The sequence below is a fragment of the Yersinia sp. 2541 StPb PI genome (genome assembly GCF_052217145.1).
GTDB classification, from domain to species: Bacteria; Pseudomonadota; Gammaproteobacteria; order Enterobacterales; family Enterobacteriaceae; genus Yersinia; species Yersinia enterocolitica_E.
Map to the genome: position 1 here is coordinate 822,367 of NZ_JAZGQB010000001.1, position 22,061 is coordinate 844,427.

A 22,061-nucleotide genomic window follows, 5' to 3' on the forward strand; every position below is an offset into this window, starting at 1 on the left:
AAGTTATTACAAATTAGGCTTATCAATAACCTAAATAGCGTGCGACTAAAACTGTGCCGGAAATCAGCAATAAGATATTTATTAATCGGATAAGCTGGTCGCGACTTATCCCTAAACTGATTTTATTGGCGATAACCAAACCAACTAACATCCCCGGTACCAACAGTAGTACCATCCATAAAATAGATAGGTCCATGTAGACCCCTGCTAGCGTAAACAAAATAACTCGCGTGAGGGTACTCAGGCCGATAAGCGTGGTCTGGGTAATCCGCAAATTATCTTTGCTGGCTATTCTGCCGGATAAATAAATAGCATAAATAAACCCGCCGCTGCCAAATAGCGCGCTGAAAATACCGCCAATCAAGCCAAAAGGAATGGCGGCAACAGGTTTGAATTGTCCTTGTGGTTTACGCCGGCTAAGGGCGTAAATGGCATATAAAATGACAAATATGCCGAGCGCCAGTAGCAAAATATCAGGGCGAGTACGTAGCAGTAACGTCGCGCCGATCAGACTACCAATAATCATTAGTGGGACTAATCGCTTAAGTTCAGCAAGGTCGGCATGACGGCTATGGCGAGCTACATTGGTAATGGCTGCAAACATATCGACAATTGCCAATAATGGGACAATCTTAGCGACAGGAATAAATAGCGCTAATATCGGACTGGCAATTAATGCAGAACCAAATCCTGTAATACCAAAGATGATATAAGCGATGACCATAGTGGAGAAGATTACCACCATTTCAAACAGGGTAAGTCCAAAGTCCATTTGTTCAATCTGCCGATAGTAGGGATAGGATGATTAGCGATACTATAAACATTTTATTGAGAATGGTTGTTATTCAAATGTGCACTTTTGTCGGGCAATCACACTTTAGACATAAAAAATGACACTGTGGGTGGAGCCTGTCATTTCAGTTTTCCCTTGGTTGGCGTTGCAGGGGGGATTAGCCACCTGCAACGCCAATTTCTTGGGCTATAAAATCCGCTATAAATAAAACTAGTGGCGGCGATAACTCTTCTGCGCGCTGTTCACTTTCACCAGATAACGGCGAGATTCGCCTGAAGGGTGTTTAGTGGTCAGCGTTTGGAATACATCACCAGGAGCCATATTGTTGATAATATTAACAGCCTGGTTCTTATCGCTGGAGAATACCCGCAATACGCTACCAGCTCCGCCGTTATAAGAGGTAATAACAGCATAACGCCGTGAGGTGGCATTCTGAATTCCGCCTAGATAGGTATTTTGCAGAATTGACAGATATGCCGTACCAGCATCAATATTATTTTCTGGATCAAACAGATAGCTACGGCTTGGCTGGCCACTTTTACCCTTCATTTTGAACACATCTCGCCCGGCAGTATGCTGTACAACTTGCATCAGGCCCAACGCATCAGAGCCACTGACCGCATATGGGTTGAAGCTAGATTCTGTTTGCATAATTGCCAGGATCAATGACTCTTCGACGCCATAACGCTCCGCTGACTGGCGCACCAGTGGCAGGTATTTATGGGCACGTTGATCCAGATGGTTAGGGACTAATTGCAAGGTGACCGACCAGATAACATGCAGGCCGGAAGTGCGTTTTTGCATTCTGGTTTGTAGCAGATAATCAGCAAAATGGGCCGCGCGCCATTCCCAACGGATCGGCTGGCCATTGTTATCTAGCACCTGCCCATAGAGGAAGGGCTCTTTACTGATCTGAATATCGTTAACATCCGAATAGAGGTCGATAGAGCCAGGATCATCACCCATTAAAAGTGTGGTAATAATCGCCTGACGCAAGTGAGCCGCCGGATCTGTCGTGGCAATGGTTTCAACCGTAATCGTACCGGCATCGAAGTTGATATGGCTGCGGGTTTGATATTGATCCGTATACTTAACGTAATCTTTTGGACCCGCGATTAAGACTTCTTTTAATCCCCAAATATTTTCAATGTTATGGGCAAATTGGCCCATTAAAATCTCAAAACCGTTGGTATCTTTGACATAGGCTTCGTTTTCTGTTTGATTCTTATTGCCTGAGCAAGACACTAACAATGGTGCAATTATCAGCAAAGCTAAAATTTTCTTCATCTTACAAGCCATATCTTGATGAGGAATAACAACGGGGCCAGCGCAGACCCCGTGTGGTTACTTACTCGGTGGAGTATAACCTTCAATATGAACATCCTGCCCTTCGAACAGGAAGTTAACCATCTCCTGCTCTAACAGTTTGCGGTCTTCGACATTCATCATGCTCAGTTTTTTCTCGTTAATCAGCATGGTTTGCTTGGTTATCCATTGTGACCAAGCTTCTTTTGATATTTCGTTATAGATACGTTTGCCAATCTCACCTGGATAGAGCTGAAAATCTTGCCCCTCAGCATCATGTTTTAAAAATGTGCAAAAAATTGTTCTGCTCATGCTAAATCCTCTTCTATGGCGCTATACCCTTCATACTTGAAGTTGCAGGGGGTTAGCTATGTTGGTCACTCGGCTGTTTTGCCAACTGATGTAATAGGCGTTCAACTGGGGCCGCCAATCCTACCGCGGGTGGTTGTGCTAAGTTATACCAGAGACCTGCACCATCATCCATGCATCCACGGGATGACGCCGTATTCAGCCACATGGGGACAATATCCAGATGGAAGTGGCTGAAGGTATGACGAAAAGCAGTTAACTGCTGCAAACTGCTGCTGGCAATACTTTGTTGCTGCAACCAACGCTCCAGTTCGGCTTGTTCAGAAAATTGCGGGAAGCAAAATAGCCCCCCCCATAGACCTACTGGCGGGCGCTGTTCGAGCCATACCTGCGATCCGTTTTGCATCAACAAAAAGTAAGCTGTTTTTTCCGGTAATGTCTGTTTGGGTTTTTTACCGGGGTAGCGTGCCCAACTGTGATTAGCATAAGCCATACAACCGGTATTCAGTGGGCAAAGCTCACACTTGGGCTTAGAACGGGTGCACACCGTGGCACCTAAATCCATCATCGCCTGATTAAACTGACCTACGCCTTTGGCTGGCGTAACATCTTCACTGATTTGCCACAGGCGGCCTTCGACTTCCTTTTTACCGGGCCATCCCTCAACAGCGTAACAACGGGCCAGCACTCGTTTGACGTTACCATCTAAAATAGGAAAATGTTTCCCTAACGAGAGCGACAAAATAGCGCCCGCAGTTGAGCGCCCAATCCCTGGCAGTGCGAGAATCTCGTCAAAAGTAGTAGGGAACTCGCCTTGATGGCGTTCAACAACCGTTTGGGCAGCTTTATGCAGATTTCTGGCACGGGCGTAGTAACCCAGCCCGGTCCATAAATGCAGAACTTCATCCAACGGTGCCGCAGCCAGCGCACTGATATCAGGGAAGCGCAACATAAAACGTTGGAAATAGGGAATGACGGTCGCAACCTGAGTCTGTTGCAACATCACTTCTGACAACCATACCTGATAAGGTGTTTTATCCAATTGCCACGGCAAGGTTTTGCGACCAAAGCGTTGGTACCACTCAAGTACCTCGTGCGCGAACTGTTGCGCTTGCATCATAAGTTGGTATCAATATCCGGCAGGTAATAAATTAGAGCTGGATTGCAGCATAGAGTTCTCACCCTGTAAACCCCCTTCGTACTTGAAGCTACAACTGTGTTAGCCGCACTCACGCACCCGAATCACTGACTTTAATCGGCCACTTTGGTTATATCTACGTTATTTACTGCTTAATTTTGTACTTATGACGCCCAGAGTTGATAAACTACCGTATCTTTGCATAATGCGCGTTCACATACGCAATCAACAGACAGAAAGTACCATGATAAATGACGTCATATCCCCGGAATTTGATGAAAACGGCCGAGCCATACGCCGTATTCGTAGTTTTGTCCGTCGTCAGGGGCGGCTGACCAAAGGTCAACAACTGGCGCTAGATAGCTACTGGCCGGTGATGGGCGTGGAATATCAAGCAACGCCAGTTGATGTAAACGCCTTGTTTGGCCGCGAAGCTCCGGTGGTACTGGAAATCGGTTTCGGAATGGGGACTTCACTGGTGACCATGGCTGCCAGTAATCCGCAGCAGAATTTTCTGGGGATAGAAGTGCATTCTCCGGGGGTTGGTGCTTGTTTGGGGGCTGCTCACGAGGCGGGACTAAGCAACTTGCGGATTATGTGTCATGACGCGGTTGAAGTGCTGGAAAATATGATTCCAGATGCTTCACTGGATATGGTACAGCTATTCTTCCCTGACCCATGGCACAAAGCGCGCCATAATAAGCGTCGTATCGTCCAGATACCTTTTGTTGAATTGGTGAGAAGTAAATTAAAAGTGGGTGGCGTGTTCCATATGGCGACCGACTGGCAACATTATGCGGAACATATGTTGGAAGTGATGTCAGGTGTAAACGGATACCGCAACCTTTCAGAACAAAATGATTATGTTCCTCGTCCGGACTCGCGTCCGCTGACAAAATTTGAATTACGTGGCCAGCGTCTGGGACATGGCGTTTGGGATCTGATGTTTGAGAGGAAAGAATAATGGCTAATTATAGTTTCCAATCTGATTATTCGTGATGAAATTAACAGTAAGTTTATTTTATTTTGTTGATTAATAAGTGATTTAGTGGGGTTTCTTGTTATCTCATCAAATCACACTAAAAACCACGATATCCTACATTTTACTGTAGATTAGAATGTAGCTCGTTAATCCACCTGTGGTGTAATGGATGTCATATAACAGTGACACTCATGGCGCTAATAGGTGGATAAACCAGAAAAAAAACCACTATCAACTAAAGCCATCGACGCGATGAAACCCGGTGATAAGGCCAGTTGATACCGGCGAAAATCGCCATTACGGATCACTTGTGCGCTAGCGGCATTAAAGCTTTCTTCTACCGCTATACCAGCCCCATAACTCACAAACTCACCCAAGTTAAGATCGGTCACTTCCCTAATATCTCGCTAGCGCAGGCTGGTGCTGAACTGCAAACACTTAAGTAGGCAAAGAATGAAAGCCGCCATTGGCAACAGTACCGCTTATATAATGCTGAATTTCTTTGAGCAGTTATTGTATCTGCATGAATCAATAACGGTGCCGAAGCACCGTTATTGATGAGAGCTAATAACGATTAGAAGTTGTATTTCACCCCTAACATCACTGCGGTATCGCTGTAACCTTTGTCGCCCAATTGCTGGCCAACGTTACCCCAGACATTCAGTTGCTTGTTCAATTGCCCCTCAACACCCACTTTCAGTTCACCGATATTCTTCGCGCCAGCTTGTTTCACTTCAACCGCGTTCATATTGGTGCCAAAATCTTTGGTGTTGTGGATCCAGTTGGCTTCCACAAACGGTTGGAACTCGCGATCCTTGCCATTATCACTTTCGTGGTGGCCTTTCATATAAGAACGCAGCCCCAGACGGGTCTGGATATTACCGTCGCCTTGACCACTCACCTGAGTACCGTTTGCTTCACGGTGCTCGTCAGCCTTCACACCCATCCAGGTGATTTGGGCTTTCGGCTGGATAAAGTACGTTTCGTTCTTAGACTTATTCTCGCCGATCTTAAAGGTGTAGCCGCTCTCGACCGACGCGGTGATCCCTTTCGATTTATACTCTTCCGTCGCCAGACCGTCGCCCTGCACGCTATTGTTAAACCAGCTGTACTGCGCCCAACCGTCAACATACAAGCCCGACTTGTCTTCGTCGTTGGCATACCAGGTGCTGTACACCCCGGCGGTGTAACCATCAACCGAACCACTCGACTTATAGCCCGATTTCGCGTGGGTGTCGCTCTTGCTATTACCGTAACCGGCCATCACACCCAGGTGTAAACGGTCCAGACCATCGTTGCTCCACTGGGCGATATCGCCACCCAATTGCATCACATAGCGGTTGCTTTGGGTTTTCAACTGACCACTGGTGTCACGTGAACGGTTATGTCCGCCTTCGTTACGCAGCCACATGCTGGTCACTTTCTGCTCGCCAGTCAGGGCGTCGATATACTGTGTTTCGCCCAAACGATCGTGCAGACGCGTCACAAACATAGTGTTGGCTGCGGCCAGGTTCGCGGTGTAGCTGCCGGCTTCAGGACGTTTAGTTTCCTCGCCTGGGCCCACTGGATTTTCTGGATCAACCGGGTTCTCTGGATCAATCGGCAAATTACTCAGGCTGGTCAAATACCAGTTACTGGCGTTTGAACCCACCCCACGTACGAGTGAGTAATCATATGCACCCGCTACGATACGGCCAGGGTTCACAAACTCACCGTCGGATTGACCATTCACCTGAATGAGCTCAATACCGTTTAAGGTTTTAGCGCCCGTACCGCCCGCATTATCTACGCTTACGTTAGTGGTGCCGCTGGTGTTGCCGTTCACAATCATGCTGTCGGTGGCAGAGCTGTCGTCGCCCAGCGCGGTGTTGAAGTGCAGCAGACCGTTGTTGCCAATATAGTTGCCGTTGACCACTAATTGGTTACCGGTGGTGCCCGTACCGTCACTGGTTTTGTTACCGATAAATACCGTGCCGCTGTTGGTTAAGTCAGTGCCAACGGTAAAGATGTTACTGGCCGGGGCCAGACGTCCCATCGCCGGTACCACCGGTGCCGTTGGGTTGCCCACAAACAGCACGCCCTGGTTATCAACCGCGCCCGCTACACCACCAAAACCGCCCATAAAGGCACCGCTGGCTATATTCACCTGCTGGCTTGCCAGCGTCATGGGGTCAGCACTGCTGCCTAACATCAGGCCACCCGCATTGATATCTGTCTGGCCGGTATAGGCCGCAGATTGTGTCAACGATACGGTGCCTGTGCCGTTTTTAGTCAGGCTGCCACTGCCGCTAATGCTGTTGGCCAGCAACCAGTCACTCGCACTATTGAGCACCAATGCGCCGTCGTTGGTGACCGCCGCCGTCCCCAGATGTTCTGCCTGAGAAGCAGTTAACTGGCTGCCGTTCGTGATAGCAAACAGGCCACTGAACAGGCTGTTATCACCGCTCAATGTGATGTCGCTGCTATCTTCCAGCACCACACTGCCAGCATCACTGATAGCATTTGCTAACTGGCCCGCAGCCCCTTTCAGTGTCAGCAGACCGGCGTTAACGATATTGCCATCGCCCAGACCCGCTGCATTGTTCAGTAACGCTTGTGCGCCACTGGCAATGGTGGTCACCGCGCTCAGGCCAGTATTGGCACCCTTAACGCTCAGCACATTGGCGGCAATCGTCAGCGCGCCCCTGCCGGTCAGTTCACCCTCAGACACACCGCCCTGGCTCAAGGTTAAGCTGCCACCATTGAGATCAACCGTTGAGCCCGCAGTACTGTTCAGTTCGCCCACGGTTTGGCTGTGACCCTTCATGTCAAAGGCGGTATCTGCTGCCAGTGATAACAGCGAGGTATTCCCCAACACATTATCATTCAGCATCTGCAAGGTGCCGCTGCGTACATCGGTAGAACCGGTGTAATCATTGTCCAGATTGGACAGTGTTACCGTATTTCCTGCACCGGTATCAATCGCCAACTCACCACTGCCCGTCACTTTGGCACTCAAATCCGCCGCAGGACCGGTTTTATTGGTGGCATACAGCGCCAGTGCATCTGCACCGCTGCCCAGCAGTTCAACTTCGGTCAGGCCGTAACCGATATACAAACCGTCGTTACCTGTACCGCTGCTCAGGCGATAATCGTAAGTGCCTTTGGCGACCGTGGTGCCATTTTGTGCAATATCGGCCGTGGTGGCATCGGTAATGACATTACCATTCTGGTCTTTCAGCACCAGATTGCCGCCATTACCCTGCACGGCCACATCACTCACCGCCAGTTGCAGCAGGGTATTGGCGTCATCCTGCTCCATGATGGGCAGCACAGGATTGACCGGCGTCTGGCTGTTGTCGACGCTGTCGATGTCCACCACCACCGTCCCGGTACCCAGCAGGTTCATCTCTTTGGTGGTATGGATAGTGCTTTTCGCCACCGTCTCACCCGGAGTGCCGGTGTTAAATTTCACCGTACCGCCGTCAAAGGCCAACCCACTGATAGTTTGCACACCGTCACCGACGGTGGTGATACTGTCCGCGCCCAGTTTCAGGGTGGCATTCACTAATGCTGCCGTGTTATCCGCCGCCAGTTCAAAGGTGGCGTGACCTAATGCCAGTACCCCGTTAAAGGCGTTCTGTGCCGCATTGGCCGTAAAATCAAAGGCATTACCGGCGGTATTAACGGCCATCGTGCCGAGGCCGTTCAACTTGCTGTTAAAGCTCACGGCATTCAGGTTATTAACCTGCAGCAGACTGCCGTCACCCAGATTAAAACCGGTGTTGGCATTGTCATCCTGACTGTCACCCAGCGCCAGCAGCACATTGTCCAGTGTCAGCGTCGAGTTATTGATCAGGTTGATGTATTCCATATTCTGGATAGCATCAGCATCACTCAGGGTATACAGCGAACTGTCCAGCGTCAGCGTATCGCTGCCGGTACCGCCGTTCAGTGAGCTGAACACGCCGGTATCGGCTAATGTCAGCCCTTTCAGAATGAAGGCATCATCGCCGCTGCCGGTGGTGAAGTCAGTGCCTTTACTGCCTTGCATCAGGGTCACGGTGTTGTTGCCCGCTAACAGATCCACCTTGCCAACAATTGTGCCACCCGTGGCGTTGGTAAATGCCAGACCCGTCCCAGTATTGGTTACGACAGCCTGCTGCGTGGCGCTGTTGGCTTGAATGGTACCGCTGTTGACGAAGCTGGTGACATAACCGTTATTGATGTCCACCACCGGGCTGGTGAGTGATGTTGATATCAGGTTACCGGACTGCTCGACACGGCCGGTAGTGCCTTTGACAATCAGGGCTGCACCGCCTGCGGCATCATTGACGTTTACGCTGGCACCGGTTTTCAGATCCTGACGGGAGTTGGTGACAATCCCTTTGCCCGCGGCTGAATTGACGTTAATCACCAGACCGGCCGAGTCGGACATGTCCAGCGTATTATCGGTGATGGTGTCGCCGGTGTTGGCAAACAGAATACCGGTACCGCTGCCGTTGACATTGATCGTGCCAGAGTTGGTTGCCGCCAGGGAGGCACCGGTACGAATACCTGCACCATTACCCACCGTCAGCGAGGTGTTTTTTAACTGAATGCCGGTAATTTCCGCTTTGTTTTCAATCGCATTACCTGTGCCGCCCGCCGTCATGGTGATGGTTGCGCCATCCACGGTCAGTGCTGTGGCACCGGTATCAAGCAGTACACCATGGGCAGTGCCGCCCGCTTTGGTTTCACCGTTACCGGATAAGGTCAGGCTCGCCCCCGCACCCAGCAGATAAGCGGCGGTGCCGTCGGTTGCGTTGACGGTACCGCTGTTATTCACGGTAGAGTTAGCGCCCTGAATATTGACCGCAGTCCCATTGACTGTGATGAGGTTTTGGTTGGTCAGAATCCCGCCGTCTACCAGCACGCCAGTACTGCCTGCTTGTGTAAAATCAATGGAGCCATTGTGGATAAGCTCACCGCCATTACGGGCGATATAGCCATAGGCACCAGACGCGGTGTTACCGGTAGTCAATACCGCCGAACTGGTTAAGACAGATTTTCCGGTAGCACCGGTGGCAATACCATCCAGGCCGTAGTAGTTGCCATCGACGATACCGGCAGTAGCCCCATCACCGCTCAATTCCAGGCTGGCATCTGCCGTGATGGTGCCGCTGGCGCCACCCTCGACTTTTACCCCAGTAGAGCCCTCGCCCAGGATGTTCATTGTCAAAGCACCCGAATTAAAAGTACTGTTCTCCCCGGTAACCTGGATAAGTGTTGAATTGATACCGTCAGCATCTAATGTAGAAGCATTGCTCCCCGCGAAACTGGCTCCGGTATCAATACGATATAATATCGAACCTTCAGTGGAGACTTTTTCATTACCCACGGCGCTATTATTAATGGTTGAACCAGCGCCAAATGCATAGTAACCAATCTGGTTTTTACCACTTTTAAATTCTACCTGCCCATTAGCACTGACATTGATTGTTCCATTATTACGGGCATGGACGCCGATGGTGCCGTCGCCATATAGGTTAACGTTACCTGTCAGATTCGCTACAGCATTATTACCTTCGGCCCAGATACCGTAATTAGCCCGACCTGAAGCATCGACACCACCATTGATATCAATCTCACCAGAGCTTGAGGCAGAAGCACTATCATTCACTTTTGTGGCATCAGAAAATACCTTGATACCGACTGAGTTGGTGCCATTGAGGATAATTTTACCGGTATTATTGACGTTACGGGTCTTCTCGGTAGAGGAAATACCAATGTTAATACCAGTCGGATCGCTGCTTGCACCATTGATAGTAATAGTACCAGCCTGATTTACAGTAGTATTAGCACCGCGAGCATCGATACCAACGCTGTTACTTGTCTTGCTTCCAATAATAATATGTCCGCTGGCATTATTATTAAATGTACCGTTGCCAGAAAGATATACTGCATAGGAACGCATTTTAATCAGTAGATCATCTGCCACCTGACCAATTTGACGCTGTGCTTCACGACCAATATAAATCAGGCCATTATTATTAGACGTTGAAGTACCTTGAGTAACGATACCACGATTATAATAGCCACCAGCCGCATCACCAATCTCAGCTGTGGAAGCCATATTAATAGTACCGTTGTTGGTAAATTGGGTGGTATCACTTAATAGTGCCACTGCAGTGCTCGCACTGCTGGTACGGGAGGCTACGTTAATAATGCCGTCATTGGTGACCACAGAGCTACCATTGGCTAAAATCGCAGTATGATCACCGATTGTCACATCACGTTTTTGAGTTGCAGCGAAGTCTTTGATTTCGTCATTGGTACCCGCATCTATAATCCCGGTCACACTATTATTGACCGTGCTGTTTGTTGCGAAAACAATATAGGTACCTGAAATGGTAGCTGCAGCAGAGCCGATAGTCCCATTATTGTTCAATGTTGCGCCGTTGGTTAAACGGATTAACGATGCATCAGTGTAGAATGCCTGAATATTTGCGTCAGTGCCTACGTTAACAATAGAGTGCTTACCCTCGCCATGAATAAAGGCAACCTGGTCTTTATTAACTAAATAATTAACTGCGTCATCAACACTGATTTTAGGATCTAAGATAACTTTTTGTGCGGTATTATTATTTTTTAAAGCAAGTGCCAACTGAGCTGCATACTCTTTGTCAGTCAATGTTACTTTGTTATCTTTAATCGCCTGAATAAGCGCTTCATTATAGGCTTTTAATTCTGCAAAATTAGTGACGTTTTGCTGACCGATAACACTCGTGAATTCGCCTGTGTAATCGTCAATGACAAATGAAGCCGCATAGCTTGAACTATCGGAAATATTGTTATTACGATTGCCTAAGCTAACAATAGTTTTCCCATCATAGTTAAGAACCGTATCACTTACCGAAGTATTATCAGAGACAACATGGAACACTGACGTTGTTGTTGCTGCTTGTTGTGTGTCAGTTTTCTTCTGCGTACCTTTTAAGATAGCATTAAAATAGTTGGCAGTGTCTGATGTCCAGTTAGAGCCTGTGCTACCCACATTTACAGTCATATCACTATTAGGTTGCAGCACGAAGAATCGGCGATCGACATATTGCCCATCAACACCGACTGGAAGTGAAGTAGTAACATTAATCGCTGAAGCAGGGGCACTTTGCATTTTACTGCTATCGTAAACATTGACACTCACTTTTTTGCCGGTGATCGGGTCAACATATTCAATAGCTGTTGTTTGCGCACCAATAATGAGTCGATTGAAATCGATCAATTCCGCACCAGATGTAATCAGAGACCGATCAAGTGCCCCTAAGGTCGTGCTTATATAACCGTTTTGGCCTTTAGCTATGTTCGCAAAGCTCCCCGACAAGGTATTACCTGAACCTGTGGAGATCTGTTCAAATTGAACTTCAGGTGTAAATCCGGGAACACTTATATCTGCAGCAAAAGCAGAGTTCGTCCCTAATGTAAACATCAAGGTAATGGCAATCTGGTTCAGGCGAGAGGGTGTCGTTAAACCTAAAGTTGTATCGACAGTTTCTGCTCCTGAGCAAAATGACTTAATCTTTTTTCCTGATTTAGAAAACTCAGATGCAACATCGTAGCGACCTAAGGCACTATTCCAAATGACTTTAAATACTCGATTCATAAAACACTCAATTTTCTCTATTTATTTTGGGTTATAATTAACGAGCAACATTTTTCACTTAACCAAAAAGTAAGTGTGTTGGTGAACTGCCACTGGTGAATGCTTTAAATCTGATGTTGCATTATTGGTACTTATAGTAAACGTACGGGGTTATACATATATATAGGAGAGAAAGACTACTCTTGTAGGAATAATCCCACGGCGGACGAGGAGCTAACAATTAAGGTTTATATATCAATAGATTAATTTAATTTCTTGGATAGGAATAATCTCATAATGATATGAGAGTCTTATGTAAATTAGTCTTGTTTTTTATTTTAAAACGTAATCAATTATAGGCATTTATCGGCAAGGATAAATAATATATGTCTCTTTTTAATAGAGATATTCTCCTTTTAATTCTTAACAAAAACACTATATTTAATATTGCCTATTTAATTTTAGTGAGAGTTCTTAACTAAAACCGCTCAATTATGCATAAAAAGAAAATTTATTAGTAGTTATGATCACAAAACTGATGAGTGCGATGCATTGCTCCAAATATGACTGACCTGTCCCTTGGAATAGATGCCGCTCTCTATGAGTGATATGGGTTCCTTCATGCTCGAAATCCCCCGTCAACCAACCAGTGGATGTGAAAAGGGTGTTCCGCCATTGGGGATGTGACAAATTTATCCTGAACTGCAGTGTGTAACGCGATGAGCACGCAGAAATCGGGGTGAGTGAGGTCCTTGGGTAGATATTAACAGGTGGTGTTGCCATAAAGCCTTAGAGGTCGATTAAAATTGATTCCAATGGAATCAAGGCTTGGTGACAGTGGCAACCTCAAGTGAGTGAGGGTAAGCTAGGCGCATGCTGCTAGTATCTGCTAAACTCGTGATATTGATAAGCTACTGAAAATCAGATGGTTATTAAAGTGTAGGTTGAAATTAAGATTTTACTCTACGCGCTTAAAAATACCATTAAAATCAAATAGGAAAGAATAATGGCTAACAATCGTAGTCGTCGTTTACGCAAGAAGATGCATATCGACGAGTTTCAGGAATTGGGTTTTTCCGTACAGTGGACCTTCCCTGAAGGGACTGGTGTTGATGTAATTGATAAAACTGTCGATGCTTTTATCGATGAAGTCATTGAAGCCAATGGTCTGGCATTTGATGGTAGTGGCTACTTGCAGTGGGAAGGTTTGATTTGCCTGCAAGAGATCGGTCATTGCACTGATGAGCACCGTGCATTGGTTACTAAATGGCTGGAAGCTCGCAAGTTGAAAAATGTAGAAACCAGTGAGTTATTTGATATCTGGTGGGATTGATCTTCCGGTTTAACGGCAGATAATTAATAAGGGCGCCTAAGCAGGCGCCTTTGTTTTTATCAGGCATGGCTAGTGGAAGCTGTTACTAAGTTCTATTGGGAGCATTTTTTTGGCAAAAATTTTAGAGGTAGCAACAATCTTAAATAATGCCTTACTGGCAGATATCTTACAGCAGGTTCGCCCGCTGATTGGTCAGGGGAAGGTTGCTGATTATATTCCCGCATTAGCGGAGGTCTCGGCAGATAAGCTGGGCATTGCTGTGTGTACGCTGGATGGCGAGATTTTTCAAGCCGGAGATGCTGATGAACGCTTCTCTATCCAATCGATTTCGAAAGTGTTAAGTCTGACTCTGGCATTATCCCGTTACGGCGAGCAAGAGGTGTGGCAGCGGGTAGGCAAAGAGCCCTCCGGCCAGCCCTTTAACTCACTGGTTCAGCTAGAATTAGAGAAAGGTAAACCACGCAATCCTTTTATTAATCCAGGGGCGCTAGTGGTATGCGATATGTTACAAAGCCGCTTGAGTGCGCCGAAACAGCGGATGTTGGAAGTGGTGCGCCAGCTCGTGAGCGATGATAGCATCAGCTACGATCCTCGAGTGGCTCGTTCTGAGTTTGAACATTCAGATCGTAACGCGGCTATCGCATATCTGATGAAGTCTTTTGATAATTTTGATAACGATGTGCTGACGGTACTGCAGACCTATTTCCACTACTGCGCCCTGCGCATGAGCTGTGTCGAACTCGCTCGCTGTTTTGTCTATCTGGCGAATCAGGGGCGCAGTATTGGTAGGCATAGCCCGCTGATTACGCCGATACAGGCGCGGCAAATTAATGCCTTGATGATTACCAGTGGCATGTACGATGGGGCGGGTGAATTTGCCTTCCGCGTTGGTATGCCGGGCAAATCCGGGGTAGGTGGTGGCATTATCGCCATTGTGCCGGATGAGTTGTGTATTGCGGTGTGGTCACCAGAATTGGACCATGCGGGGAACTCTCTTGCCGGAACTGCTGCCTTAGAGCTATTGGCACAGCGGATTGGCCGCTCCATTTTTTAAAACAGCGCTTCAGGAGTCTTATGTTACATAAAATGAAAGCATTACGAACGGCAGCCCTGACGGTATTGATGCTGACTGCCGGACAGGTGCAAGCTGAATATCAGTGCAGTGTAAAACCGCAGGATGATGTGATTATCAGCCCGCAATCTGTGCAGATAGTGGGAGCCAGCGGTAATTTGCAGATTTCGCCTGATGGCGATGTTACCCGTAATGGTAAAACACTGACGCTGACCGATGCGCAGCGCCAACAGGCGTTCCGCTACCAGACTGCGTTGCGCAAAGATTTGCCGTGGATAGATCAGGGCGCGCAACAGCATCTTGAAAAAGCACGAGTTTCTTTGGATAAAGTGATTATTCAACAACTGGGGAGCAGCAGTAATGTGCGCAACCGACTCACCACATTGAATGATCAACTAAAGCAACAGATGAACCGTATCATTGAGAAACGTAGCGATGGTTTAACCTTCCATCATCAGGCCATCGATCAGGTAGAAAAAGATGGTCGCCAGTTGGTGCAGCAAAGTATGGGCGGTGTGTTGCAAGATAGCTTGAACGAGATGGGGGTTAAGCAGGCGACTAGTGGTAGTGGTGGTAATAATCCGTTGCAAGCCATTATGGGCAATCTGGGTGGGTTACAACAGGCTATTCAGAACGAATGGAATAATCAGGAACAGGAGTTCCAGCAGTTTGGCCATGAAGTCTGTGGGCGGGTGACGACACTGGAGCAGCAGCGTAAGGATTTACTTAAGGCGCTGAACTAAATCCCCTTGATATTCAATCCATTGTGGGTTAGCTAAAGCAGGTTTAGGTTGTAGGCTTCGCCTGAACCTGCTTTTTTACGCATAGATTTACAAAAACAGTTCTAGCAGTGAATTAAGGAATAATTTTCCTTTCTCGGTAATTTGCCAGTACTCCTCTGTTTCGATTAAATACCCTTTGGCCAATGCCTCGTCTAACTGTGGGCGAATAGTGCTTTCAGCCAGACCAGTGAAGTGGTAGAAATCTGCCCGTGGTGCGGCTTCTAATAACCGGAAACGGTTCATAAAGAACTCAAAAGGCCGGTCAGCCGTTTCCACTTCATACTGTTTATCCAGATATTTACCCTGCATGAAGCCACGGGGATGTTTGGTCTTTATCGTCCGTAGGATGCGGCCATCGCTAAACGTGACTTTACCGTGCGCCCCGCAGCCAATTCCCAGATAATCACCAAAGCGCCAGTAATTGAGGTTATGTTGGCATTGGTAGCCCGGTTTGGCATAGGCCGAGGTTTCATACTGCTGATATCCGGCATCACTAAGTAATTGATGTCCTTGCTGGAAAATATCCCACAGTGCATCGTCATCTGGCAAAACCGGCGGGCGTGAACTGAAACCAGTATTAGGCTCAATCGTCAGTTGATACCAAGATAAATGTGGCGGATCCAGTGTGATAGCTTGGCGCAAATCATCCAGCGCCTCTTCCAGTGTTTGATCAGGCAAGCCGTGCATTAAATCCAGATTAAAGCTACGTAAGTTCAGTGAGGTTGCCAGCTCTGCGGCTCGTTTAGCTTCATCTGGCCCATGAATCCGCCCAAGACGCGTTAATTTCTGTGCGCTAAAGCTTTGTACGCCGATGGAGATACGGTTAATACCGGCGCGTTGATAGCCGCTGAAGCGGTCAGCTTCGACAGCGCCTGGGTTTGCTTCCATGGTGATTTCAGCACCGGCTGTAAGGGGTAATCTGGCACGCACACCATCAAGCAGTTGTTGCATCGCTGCGGCACTGAGTAAACTCGGGGTGCCACCACCAATAAAAATAGTGCTAATTTCACGGCCACTGGCCAGTGGTACGTCGGCATCAAGATCCGCTAATAAGTGCTCTACATATTCCTGATGAGGAACATCACCTTTCAGTGCATGAGAGTTAAAGTCACAGTAAGGGCACTTCTGCACACACCAGGGAATATGAATATAGAGACTGAGCGGCGGTAACTTAAGCATTACGCAGCGCATCCAACATCAGTTTCAGCGCCTGACCACGGTGTGATACTGCATGCTTCTCTTCACGAGTTAATTCTGCGGCGGTTTTACCCAACGCCGGGATGTAGAAAATAGGATCATAACCAAATCCAGCCGCACCAGCAGGTTGATGGGCAATCACACCCGGCCATTGGCCGTGAAATACTAAAGGTGTTGGGTCTTCTGCATGGCGCATGTAAACCAGCACGCAGTGGAATTGGGCACCACGTTGTACATCAGGGGTATCTTTCAACGCCACTAGCAGTTTTTCGAGGTTATCTTGATCACTGGCATCAGTACCCGCGAAGCGTGCGGAGTAAATCCCTGGTGCGCCACCTAGCGCATCAACAGCAAGGCCCGAGTCATCGGCGATAGCAGGCAAACCGGTAATTTGTGCGGCATGGCGCGCTTTTAATATGGCATTTTCGATAAAAGTTAAGCCAGTTTCATCGGCGGATTCTACGCCTAGTTCGGTTTGTGCGACCACATCCAAACCAAAATCGGCCAGCAAATTTGCCAACTCACGCACTTTGCCGGGGTTACCGGTGGCTAATACTATTTTTTGCATGGAGGGATCCTGAATTTTATTAGAGCTGACAGTTATTCTTGCGGAAGTCTCTATCACTCGAGCAGTGCCGCAACTTCTGGCGGGATCTGTTGCGGATTAACAATTTTGATCTGTTTGTGCCGCCCCTGTTCACCTTTTTCGATAACTACCTGGCTTTTCGCTACCCGAAATTGTTTAGCGATAAACTTGATCAAGTGGGTATTAGCTTGGCCATCTACCGGTGGGGCGGTAATGGCGATTTTCAGTTCATCGCCATGTAAACCGACTATCTGATCACGGCTGGCTTTGGGCTGAATATATAGCCTCAGAACCAGCCCGTCCAGCAAGGGTGTTACTGTACTCACAGCATAACCCAAAGCTCGCCTAACATATCCATACCTAAGAAGTTGATCAGATACAGGATAAGAATAACGATCATCGCCGAAAAATCGATACCGCCCATGGCAGGCAAGATGCGGCGAATCGGAGCCATTAAAGGCTCAGTCAACTGATACAGCAGATAGTCCATCGGACTACGGCCTTGGCTTACCCAACTCATCAATGCACGGATAATCATTACCCAGAAAATCAGGTAACCGGCAGCTTTAAACAGTGCAATAACACCAAACAGCAGATTATAAGGGTTGAGTGAGATAGCACCGCTACCAATCAGCAGCAACAGTGGGAACTTAATGGTCATCAGCAGGTATGCCAGCAGCAGTGATGCGCTGTCGATTGGCCCCATGGAAGGAATGATCCGACGCAATGGACCAATAATCGGCTGGGTAATTTTCACCACAAATTGTGAGAATGGGTTGTAGAAATCGCTGTGAACCCACTGCATCCAGATACGCAACAGCAGTACCATCACATACAGGTCAATGACCGTTTTGGCCAAAAAAGTCAGCGTTAGCATGAGTTGCTTTAGTCCTTATCCTTAATATTGGATATACACAAATAGAGAATCTATCAGCGTACTTTATAAGCCCCTATCTTAACGAGAAAGCAATAAGGGTAGTGTCGGATTTTGTAAATTTTGTCGTAGTTAGAACAGCTTTTCCATTTCTTTCGCCCGTTTGATAGCGGCTTGCATGGCGCTGGCAACAGTTTCTGGTAAATGCTGCTCGTTAAATACCCTAATTGCCTCGGCCGTCGTCCCTCCTTTCGAGGTCACCTGTTCACGTAGTGTCGAAAGTGGCAATTGCGGGTTAGCTTCCACGAGTGCAGTCGCTCCAGAGGCGGCTTGTTGCACCAGTAGGCGTGCGGTTTCACTATCAAAACCTAACCGTTCGGCTTCCTGTTGCATTGCTTCCATAAACAGGAAGAAATAGGCCGGTGCACTGCCTGCTGCGGCAATAACGTTGTTGATGCCGTTTTCATCATTCACCCAACAGACTTTTCCTACCGAGCTCATCAGCGAGGCGGTAAAGTTACGATCGTCCTGTGAAACCTGCTCTGGTGCATATAGGCCGCTCATCCCTTTACCCACCAGAGATGGGGTATTAGGCATAATACGCACCAAATTGAGTTTATTCCCCAATAGCGCATAGAAACGTGCAACCTGAACACCTGCAGCAATGGAAAGCACTAGTTTGCCGGTGAAATCGACATTATCTCGCAATGCCTGACATACATCGGCCATTAATTGAGGTTTAACCGCTAAGACGATCACCCCAGCCTTTTGTGCTTGAGTGTTATTATCATCACTACTGATGACACCAAATTCAGCGGCCAGAGCATCACGATTTTTAGCTGAAGGTGCGCAAACGCTGATCATTTTAGCGGGATAACCACTGGCAACCAACCCTGCAATAATTGCGCGAGCCATATTGCCAGCGCCAATGAATGTTATGTTGCGATGTTGCATCAATTTCTCCTATGCCCTTGGTACTTAAAGCCGCAGCCCGAAGGTGTTAATTAACATTAGCGGCTCTGACGCTACTGACTTTGGGGGTTAAGCGCGGGTACCAAAAATGGCGGTACCAATACGCACTAATGTACTTCCGGCACTAATAGCGGCTGCCATATCATCTGTCATGCCCATAGAAAGCGTATCCATCTGAGGGTAGCTGGCTTTTAAAGTCAAGAAAGCCTGATGCATTTGCTCAAATACCGCCAGTTGTCGCGGGTAATCGCTTTCCGGTGCCGGAATAGCCATCAATCCGCGTAAATTCAGGTTAGGCAGCTCACTAATACTGGCTGCTAATGCGGGTAGCTCTGTTAAGGCAACCCCGGATTTACTTTGCTCATCACTGATATTGACCTGAATCAGTACGTTCAGTGCGGGCATTGCTGCTGGGCGCTGAGTGCTTAGGCGCTGCGCTATCTTCAGCCGATCAACGGTATGACACCAGGCAAAATTTTCTGCCACTAACCGGCTTTTATTGGATTGCAGCGGGCCAATAAAGTGCCATTCAAGATCGGCGCTATTGGCAAAGTAGTGGATTTTATCTACCCCTTCCTGCACATAGTTTTCGCCAAAAGCATATTGCCCTGCCACGATGGCCTCTTCGATAGCGCTCACAGGTTTGGTTTTACTAACTGCAAGCAATGTCACTTCTTCTGGAGAGCGTGCGCAATTGTGTGCAACTGTTGCGATCCGCGCTCTGACATCCTGTAGATTCTGCTCAATTGTGCTCATATGGACCCAGGAGTTTGATATGGATTTCACCAGTCTGGATGATAAAAACACAGACCAGGATAACCCTGTATTTAGCGATGGCACAGCTAAATGCATTGACTTAGAAAGCCCCGAACATACCGATGATGGCTTTGATGAACAGGACTTCGCGAATAAGGTGGCGGCTAGTGTAAATCATAACGCATCGGATCTGCACCTTTGTACCGGTTATCACCCGGTATTACGTATTGATGGCGTACTGAAAACCTTCACTCACTGGCCACGGGTGAGTGTCAACTGGCTCAATAAGCTCAGTCGGCACTTATTAAGCGAGGCGCAGTATCGCCGATTGCGGGAAATGGGGCAGGTGGATTGTGCTTACACGACAATTAGTGGACAACGGCTACGGGCTAATATTTTTCAGCAACAGCAGGGGCAATCGGTAGCTTTTCGTATTATCTCTGCGGCATGCCCATCACTGGAAGAGTTGGATGTCCCACCGATTATTCACCAACTCGTTGAGCAAGATAATGGGTTGATTCTGGTTACTGGTGCGACAGGCAGTGGTAAGTCCACGACATTAAGCGCGATGATCAGTGCCATCAATCAGCATCAGGCTCGTCATATCATTACGCTTGAAGATCCGATTGAGTTTGTTCATAGCAGTCTTTCATGTTTGATCCAGCAACGGGAGCTGGGGAGCCATACCCAATCTTTTAGTCATGCCTTAACTGGAGCATTGCGTCAGGATCCCGATATCATTTTGTTGGGTGAGTTACGTGATCTGGATACGATTCGTTTAGCTCTGACTGCCGCTGAAACGGGGCATTTGGTGCTGGCTACGCTACATACTCGTACAGCAACACAGGCAATTGATCGGCTGGTAGATGTTTTCCCTGCGGCAGAGAAAGCCACTATTCAGGCACAATTGGCAGCGAGCTTACGTGCGGTTATCGCACAAAAGTTATGTAATAAAACAGCCGGTGGGCGCATTGCCGTTTTTGAAATTCTGATACAAACCACTGCCGTCAGCCATTTGATTCGTGAAGGTAAATCCTATCAGCTCCCGAATGTGATACAAGCTGGCGCGCAATGGGGGATGCAAACCTTTGAGCAAGGGATGGTGCGGCGGGAGAGGCAGGGGATATTGGCAGAGAATAATGTTAGCCAATTAACATAGCGCCGCTAACCAACAGTAAGTGATTCGGGTGAATGAGAGCCGCTAACACTGCCACGGCTCCAAGTAAGAAGGGTAATTATGCTGACGGGATCTGCTGAGTAATACAGTGAATATTCCCCCCACCGAGCAGGATCTCTCGGGCGGGAACACCGGTAATCACAAAGTCTGGGAACATCTGCTGCAACAGATCTTGCGCCACGCCATCGGTACGGTAATCTAACAACGGGTAAATGATTTGTTGGTTACTGATCAAAAAGTTGACGTAAGAGCCAGCCAGTCGTTCACCAGCGGTACGGGGAACCGCATCGCTGGATAGCACATCGAAAGTCTCTTCTTCGGTGTTATACAGTGGGCCGGGAGCCGGTAGTTTCCAGATTTTTAGCTTGCGGCCTTTGGCATCAACCGCATTGGATAACACATCAAAAGCAGCAACTGATCGTGCGTACTGTGGATCTTGTTGATCGTCGGTCCAATGTAGGGCAACTTCACCCGGGCGAACAAAACAGCACATATTGTCGATATGACCATCAGTTTCATCGTTATAGACGCCATCTTGCAACCAGATGAAGTGTGTAACACCCAGGTATTCACGCAATAACTGTTCAATCTGCGCTTGATTCAGATGCGGATTGCGGTTTGGATTCAGCAAACATTCAGCGGTGGTTAGCAAAGTGCCTTCACCATCGGTATGAATCGAACCACCTTCTAATACCAGTGGGGCGCTGTAATAGGCGTTATGCAGGAAGTCACTCACTTGAACGGCAACTTTCTCATCTTGTTGCCAGTTGGCATACAGGCCACCGTTAAGGCCGCCCCATGCGTTGAACTGCCAATCCACAGCGCGGCGTTCACCGCTACCGTTAATCACCATCGTCGGGCCGGTGTCACGCATCCAGGCATCATCACTGGCCATTTCGACCAATGTTACGTTAGCAGGCAGGGTTGCTTTAGCCTGAGCCATAAATTCAGCTGGCACGCCCATAAATACGGGGGTTGTACTGCTGATGGCCTCAGCAACTTTGGCAAACGTCTGCTGAGCGGGAGCCCCCTTGCCACGCCAGTTATCTTGACGGTATGGCCACAGCATCCAGACCGCATCCTGCTTTGCCCACTCGGCAGGCATAAAGAAGCCATCCTGCTGTGGTGTGCCGGGTAGGGCTTGTGAAGCTGAAGCTTGTAAAATCGCATCTTGTGCAGACATAA

18 protein-coding genes are annotated in these 22,061 nt (G+C 48.0%); 5 read left to right on the top strand and 13 right to left on the bottom strand.

Going from position 1 to position 22,061, the window contains the following annotated elements:
- Positions 1 to 22: 22 nt before the first annotated feature.
- From V1953_RS03485 to mutY, 4 genes are all read right to left on the bottom strand, one after another.
- Entirely contained in the window at positions 23 to 772 is a 750-nt protein-coding gene (locus V1953_RS03485; protein WP_083162668.1) for a sulfite exporter TauE/SafE family protein, read from the bottom strand.
- A gap of 231 nt (positions 773 to 1,003) precedes the next feature.
- Positions 1,004 to 2,080 carry a membrane-bound lytic murein transglycosylase MltC gene (gene mltC / locus V1953_RS03490; protein ID WP_372560618.1) on the bottom strand — a complete coding sequence of 359 codons (1,077 nt, stop codon included), beginning with the start codon at positions 2,078 to 2,080 and terminating at the stop codon, positions 1,004 to 1,006.
- Between the two features lie 57 nt (positions 2,081 to 2,137).
- The gene (locus V1953_RS03495; protein ID WP_083162670.1) at positions 2,138 to 2,410 is read right to left on the bottom strand and encodes an oxidative damage protection protein; all 273 of its coding nucleotides are present in this window, start codon (positions 2,408 to 2,410) and stop codon (positions 2,138 to 2,140) included.
- A 52-nt stretch (positions 2,411 to 2,462) separates the two neighbouring features.
- Complete coding sequence (gene mutY, locus V1953_RS03500) at positions 2,463 to 3,527, bottom strand: A/G-specific adenine glycosylase (protein WP_372569600.1); 1,065 nt, start codon at positions 3,525 to 3,527, stop codon at positions 2,463 to 2,465.
- A gap of 262 nt (positions 3,528 to 3,789) precedes the next feature.
- Here mutY and trmB point away from each other — a divergent pair, with 262 nt between their 5' ends.
- A complete protein-coding gene (gene trmB, locus V1953_RS03505) occupies positions 3,790 to 4,509 on the top strand; it encodes a tRNA (guanosine(46)-N7)-methyltransferase TrmB (protein WP_083162671.1) in 720 nt (239 codons plus the stop codon).
- 215 nt (positions 4,510 to 4,724) lie between these two features.
- On the opposite strand, the gene V1953_RS03510 is transcribed toward trmB, so the two are convergent.
- Both V1953_RS03510 and V1953_RS03515 read right to left on the bottom strand, forming a co-directional pair.
- Positions 4,725 to 4,919: a hypothetical protein gene (locus tag V1953_RS03510; protein ID WP_083162672.1), complete on the bottom strand. Its 195-nt coding sequence runs from the start codon at positions 4,917 to 4,919 to the stop codon at positions 4,725 to 4,727.
- A gap of 182 nt (positions 4,920 to 5,101) precedes the next feature.
- Positions 5,102 to 12,148 carry an autotransporter outer membrane beta-barrel domain-containing protein gene (locus V1953_RS03515; protein WP_442850661.1) on the bottom strand — a complete coding sequence of 2,349 codons (7,047 nt, stop codon included), beginning with the start codon at positions 12,146 to 12,148 and terminating at the stop codon, positions 5,102 to 5,104.
- A 985-nt stretch (positions 12,149 to 13,133) separates the two neighbouring features.
- Here V1953_RS03515 and V1953_RS03520 point away from each other — a divergent pair.
- The 3 genes from V1953_RS03520 to V1953_RS03530 all read left to right on the top strand — a co-directional run bounded on the left by V1953_RS03520 (position 13,134) and on the right by V1953_RS03530 (position 15,275).
- Positions 13,134 to 13,460, top strand: a complete 327-nt coding sequence (locus tag V1953_RS03520) for a YggL family protein (RefSeq protein ID WP_083162675.1) — start codon at positions 13,134 to 13,136, stop codon at positions 13,458 to 13,460.
- 109 nt (positions 13,461 to 13,569) lie between these two features.
- Entirely contained in the window at positions 13,570 to 14,514 is a 945-nt protein-coding gene (gene glsB, locus V1953_RS03525) for a glutaminase B (RefSeq protein ID WP_193784782.1), read from the top strand.
- Between the two features lie 20 nt (positions 14,515 to 14,534).
- On the top strand, positions 14,535 to 15,275 hold the full coding sequence (locus V1953_RS03530) for a DUF2884 domain-containing protein (protein WP_083162677.1): 741 nt from the start codon (positions 14,535 to 14,537) through the stop codon (positions 15,273 to 15,275).
- Positions 15,276 to 15,362: 87 nt separating this feature from the next.
- Here V1953_RS03530 and hemW read toward each other — a convergent pair whose 3' ends face one another.
- The 6 genes from hemW to V1953_RS03560 form a co-directional block, all read right to left on the bottom strand.
- Complete coding sequence (gene hemW, locus V1953_RS03535; protein WP_442850662.1) at positions 15,363 to 16,493, bottom strand: radical SAM family heme chaperone HemW; 1,131 nt, start codon at positions 16,491 to 16,493, stop codon at positions 15,363 to 15,365.
- A complete protein-coding gene (gene rdgB, locus V1953_RS03540) occupies positions 16,486 to 17,079 on the bottom strand; it encodes an RdgB/HAM1 family non-canonical purine NTP pyrophosphatase (RefSeq protein WP_083162681.1) in 594 nt (197 codons plus the stop codon). Before rdgB ends, hemW begins: the two co-directional genes overlap by 8 nt.
- 53 nt (positions 17,080 to 17,132) lie before the next feature.
- Positions 17,133 to 17,423, bottom strand: a complete 291-nt coding sequence (yggU, locus tag V1953_RS03545) for a DUF167 family protein YggU (RefSeq protein ID WP_420073518.1) — start codon at positions 17,421 to 17,423, stop codon at positions 17,133 to 17,135.
- On the bottom strand, positions 17,420 to 17,974 hold the full coding sequence (locus tag V1953_RS03550) for a YggT family protein (protein WP_083162683.1): 555 nt from the start codon (positions 17,972 to 17,974) through the stop codon (positions 17,420 to 17,422). The genes yggU and V1953_RS03550 overlap by 4 nt, the downstream gene beginning before the upstream one ends.
- Positions 17,975 to 18,103: 129 nt before the next feature.
- On the bottom strand, positions 18,104 to 18,925 hold the full coding sequence (gene proC, locus V1953_RS03555) for a pyrroline-5-carboxylate reductase (protein WP_420073519.1): 822 nt from the start codon (positions 18,923 to 18,925) through the stop codon (positions 18,104 to 18,106).
- Positions 18,926 to 19,012: 87 nt separating this feature from the next.
- Positions 19,013 to 19,699, bottom strand: a complete 687-nt coding sequence (locus V1953_RS03560) for a YggS family pyridoxal phosphate-dependent enzyme (protein WP_083162687.1) — start codon at positions 19,697 to 19,699, stop codon at positions 19,013 to 19,015.
- Between the two features lie 19 nt (positions 19,700 to 19,718).
- Between V1953_RS03560 and V1953_RS03565 the strand changes: the two genes are divergently transcribed.
- Positions 19,719 to 20,858 (top strand): type IV pilus twitching motility protein PilT, encoded by a 1,140-nt coding sequence (locus tag V1953_RS03565; protein ID WP_193784783.1) that lies wholly within the window; start codon positions 19,719 to 19,721, stop codon positions 20,856 to 20,858.
- A gap of 76 nt (positions 20,859 to 20,934) precedes the next feature.
- Here the strand turns inward: V1953_RS03565 and aguA are convergent, their stop codons facing one another.
- On the bottom strand, positions 20,935 to 22,059 hold the full coding sequence (aguA, locus tag V1953_RS03570; protein ID WP_442850663.1) for an agmatine deiminase: 1,125 nt from the start codon (positions 22,057 to 22,059) through the stop codon (positions 20,935 to 20,937).
- Positions 22,060 to 22,061: the final 2 nt, after the last annotated feature.

Bases quoted from the DNA above. Each gene is read 5' to 3' on its own strand.
- mltC (WP_372560618.1), bottom strand. From the start codon at position 2,080: ATGAAGAAAATTTTAGCTTTGCTGATAATTGCACCATTGTTAGTGTCT.
- V1953_RS03550 (WP_083162683.1), bottom strand. From the start codon at position 17,974: ATGCTAACGCTGACTTTTTTGGCCAAAACGGTCATTGACCTGTATGTG.
- V1953_RS03495 (WP_083162670.1), bottom strand. From the start codon at position 2,410: ATGAGCAGAACAATTTTTTGCACATTTTTAAAACATGATGCTGAGGGG.
- V1953_RS03485 (WP_083162668.1), bottom strand. From the start codon at position 772: ATGGACTTTGGACTTACCCTGTTTGAAATGGTGGTAATCTTCTCCACT.
- rdgB (WP_083162681.1), bottom strand. From the start codon at position 17,079: ATGCAAAAAATAGTATTAGCCACCGGTAACCCCGGCAAAGTGCGTGAG.
- V1953_RS03565 (WP_193784783.1), top strand. From the start codon at position 19,719: ATGGATTTCACCAGTCTGGATGATAAAAACACAGACCAGGATAACCCT.
- trmB (WP_083162671.1), top strand. From the start codon at position 3,790: ATGATAAATGACGTCATATCCCCGGAATTTGATGAAAACGGCCGAGCC.
- hemW (WP_442850662.1), bottom strand. From the start codon at position 16,493: ATGCTTAAGTTACCGCCGCTCAGTCTCTATATTCATATTCCCTGGTGT.
- V1953_RS03520 (WP_083162675.1), top strand. From the start codon at position 13,134: ATGGCTAACAATCGTAGTCGTCGTTTACGCAAGAAGATGCATATCGAC.
- V1953_RS03530 (WP_083162677.1), top strand. From the start codon at position 14,535: ATGTTACATAAAATGAAAGCATTACGAACGGCAGCCCTGACGGTATTG.
- V1953_RS03560 (WP_083162687.1), bottom strand. From the start codon at position 19,699: ATGAGCACAATTGAGCAGAATCTACAGGATGTCAGAGCGCGGATCGCA.
- proC (WP_420073519.1), bottom strand. From the start codon at position 18,925: ATGCAACATCGCAACATAACATTCATTGGCGCTGGCAATATGGCTCGC.
- aguA (WP_442850663.1), bottom strand. From the start codon at position 22,059: ATGTCTGCACAAGATGCGATTTTACAAGCTTCAGCTTCACAAGCCCTA.
- V1953_RS03515 (WP_442850661.1), bottom strand. From the start codon at position 12,148: ATGAATCGAGTATTTAAAGTCATTTGGAATAGTGCCTTAGGTCGCTAC.
- mutY (WP_372569600.1), bottom strand. From the start codon at position 3,527: ATGATGCAAGCGCAACAGTTCGCGCACGAGGTACTTGAGTGGTACCAA.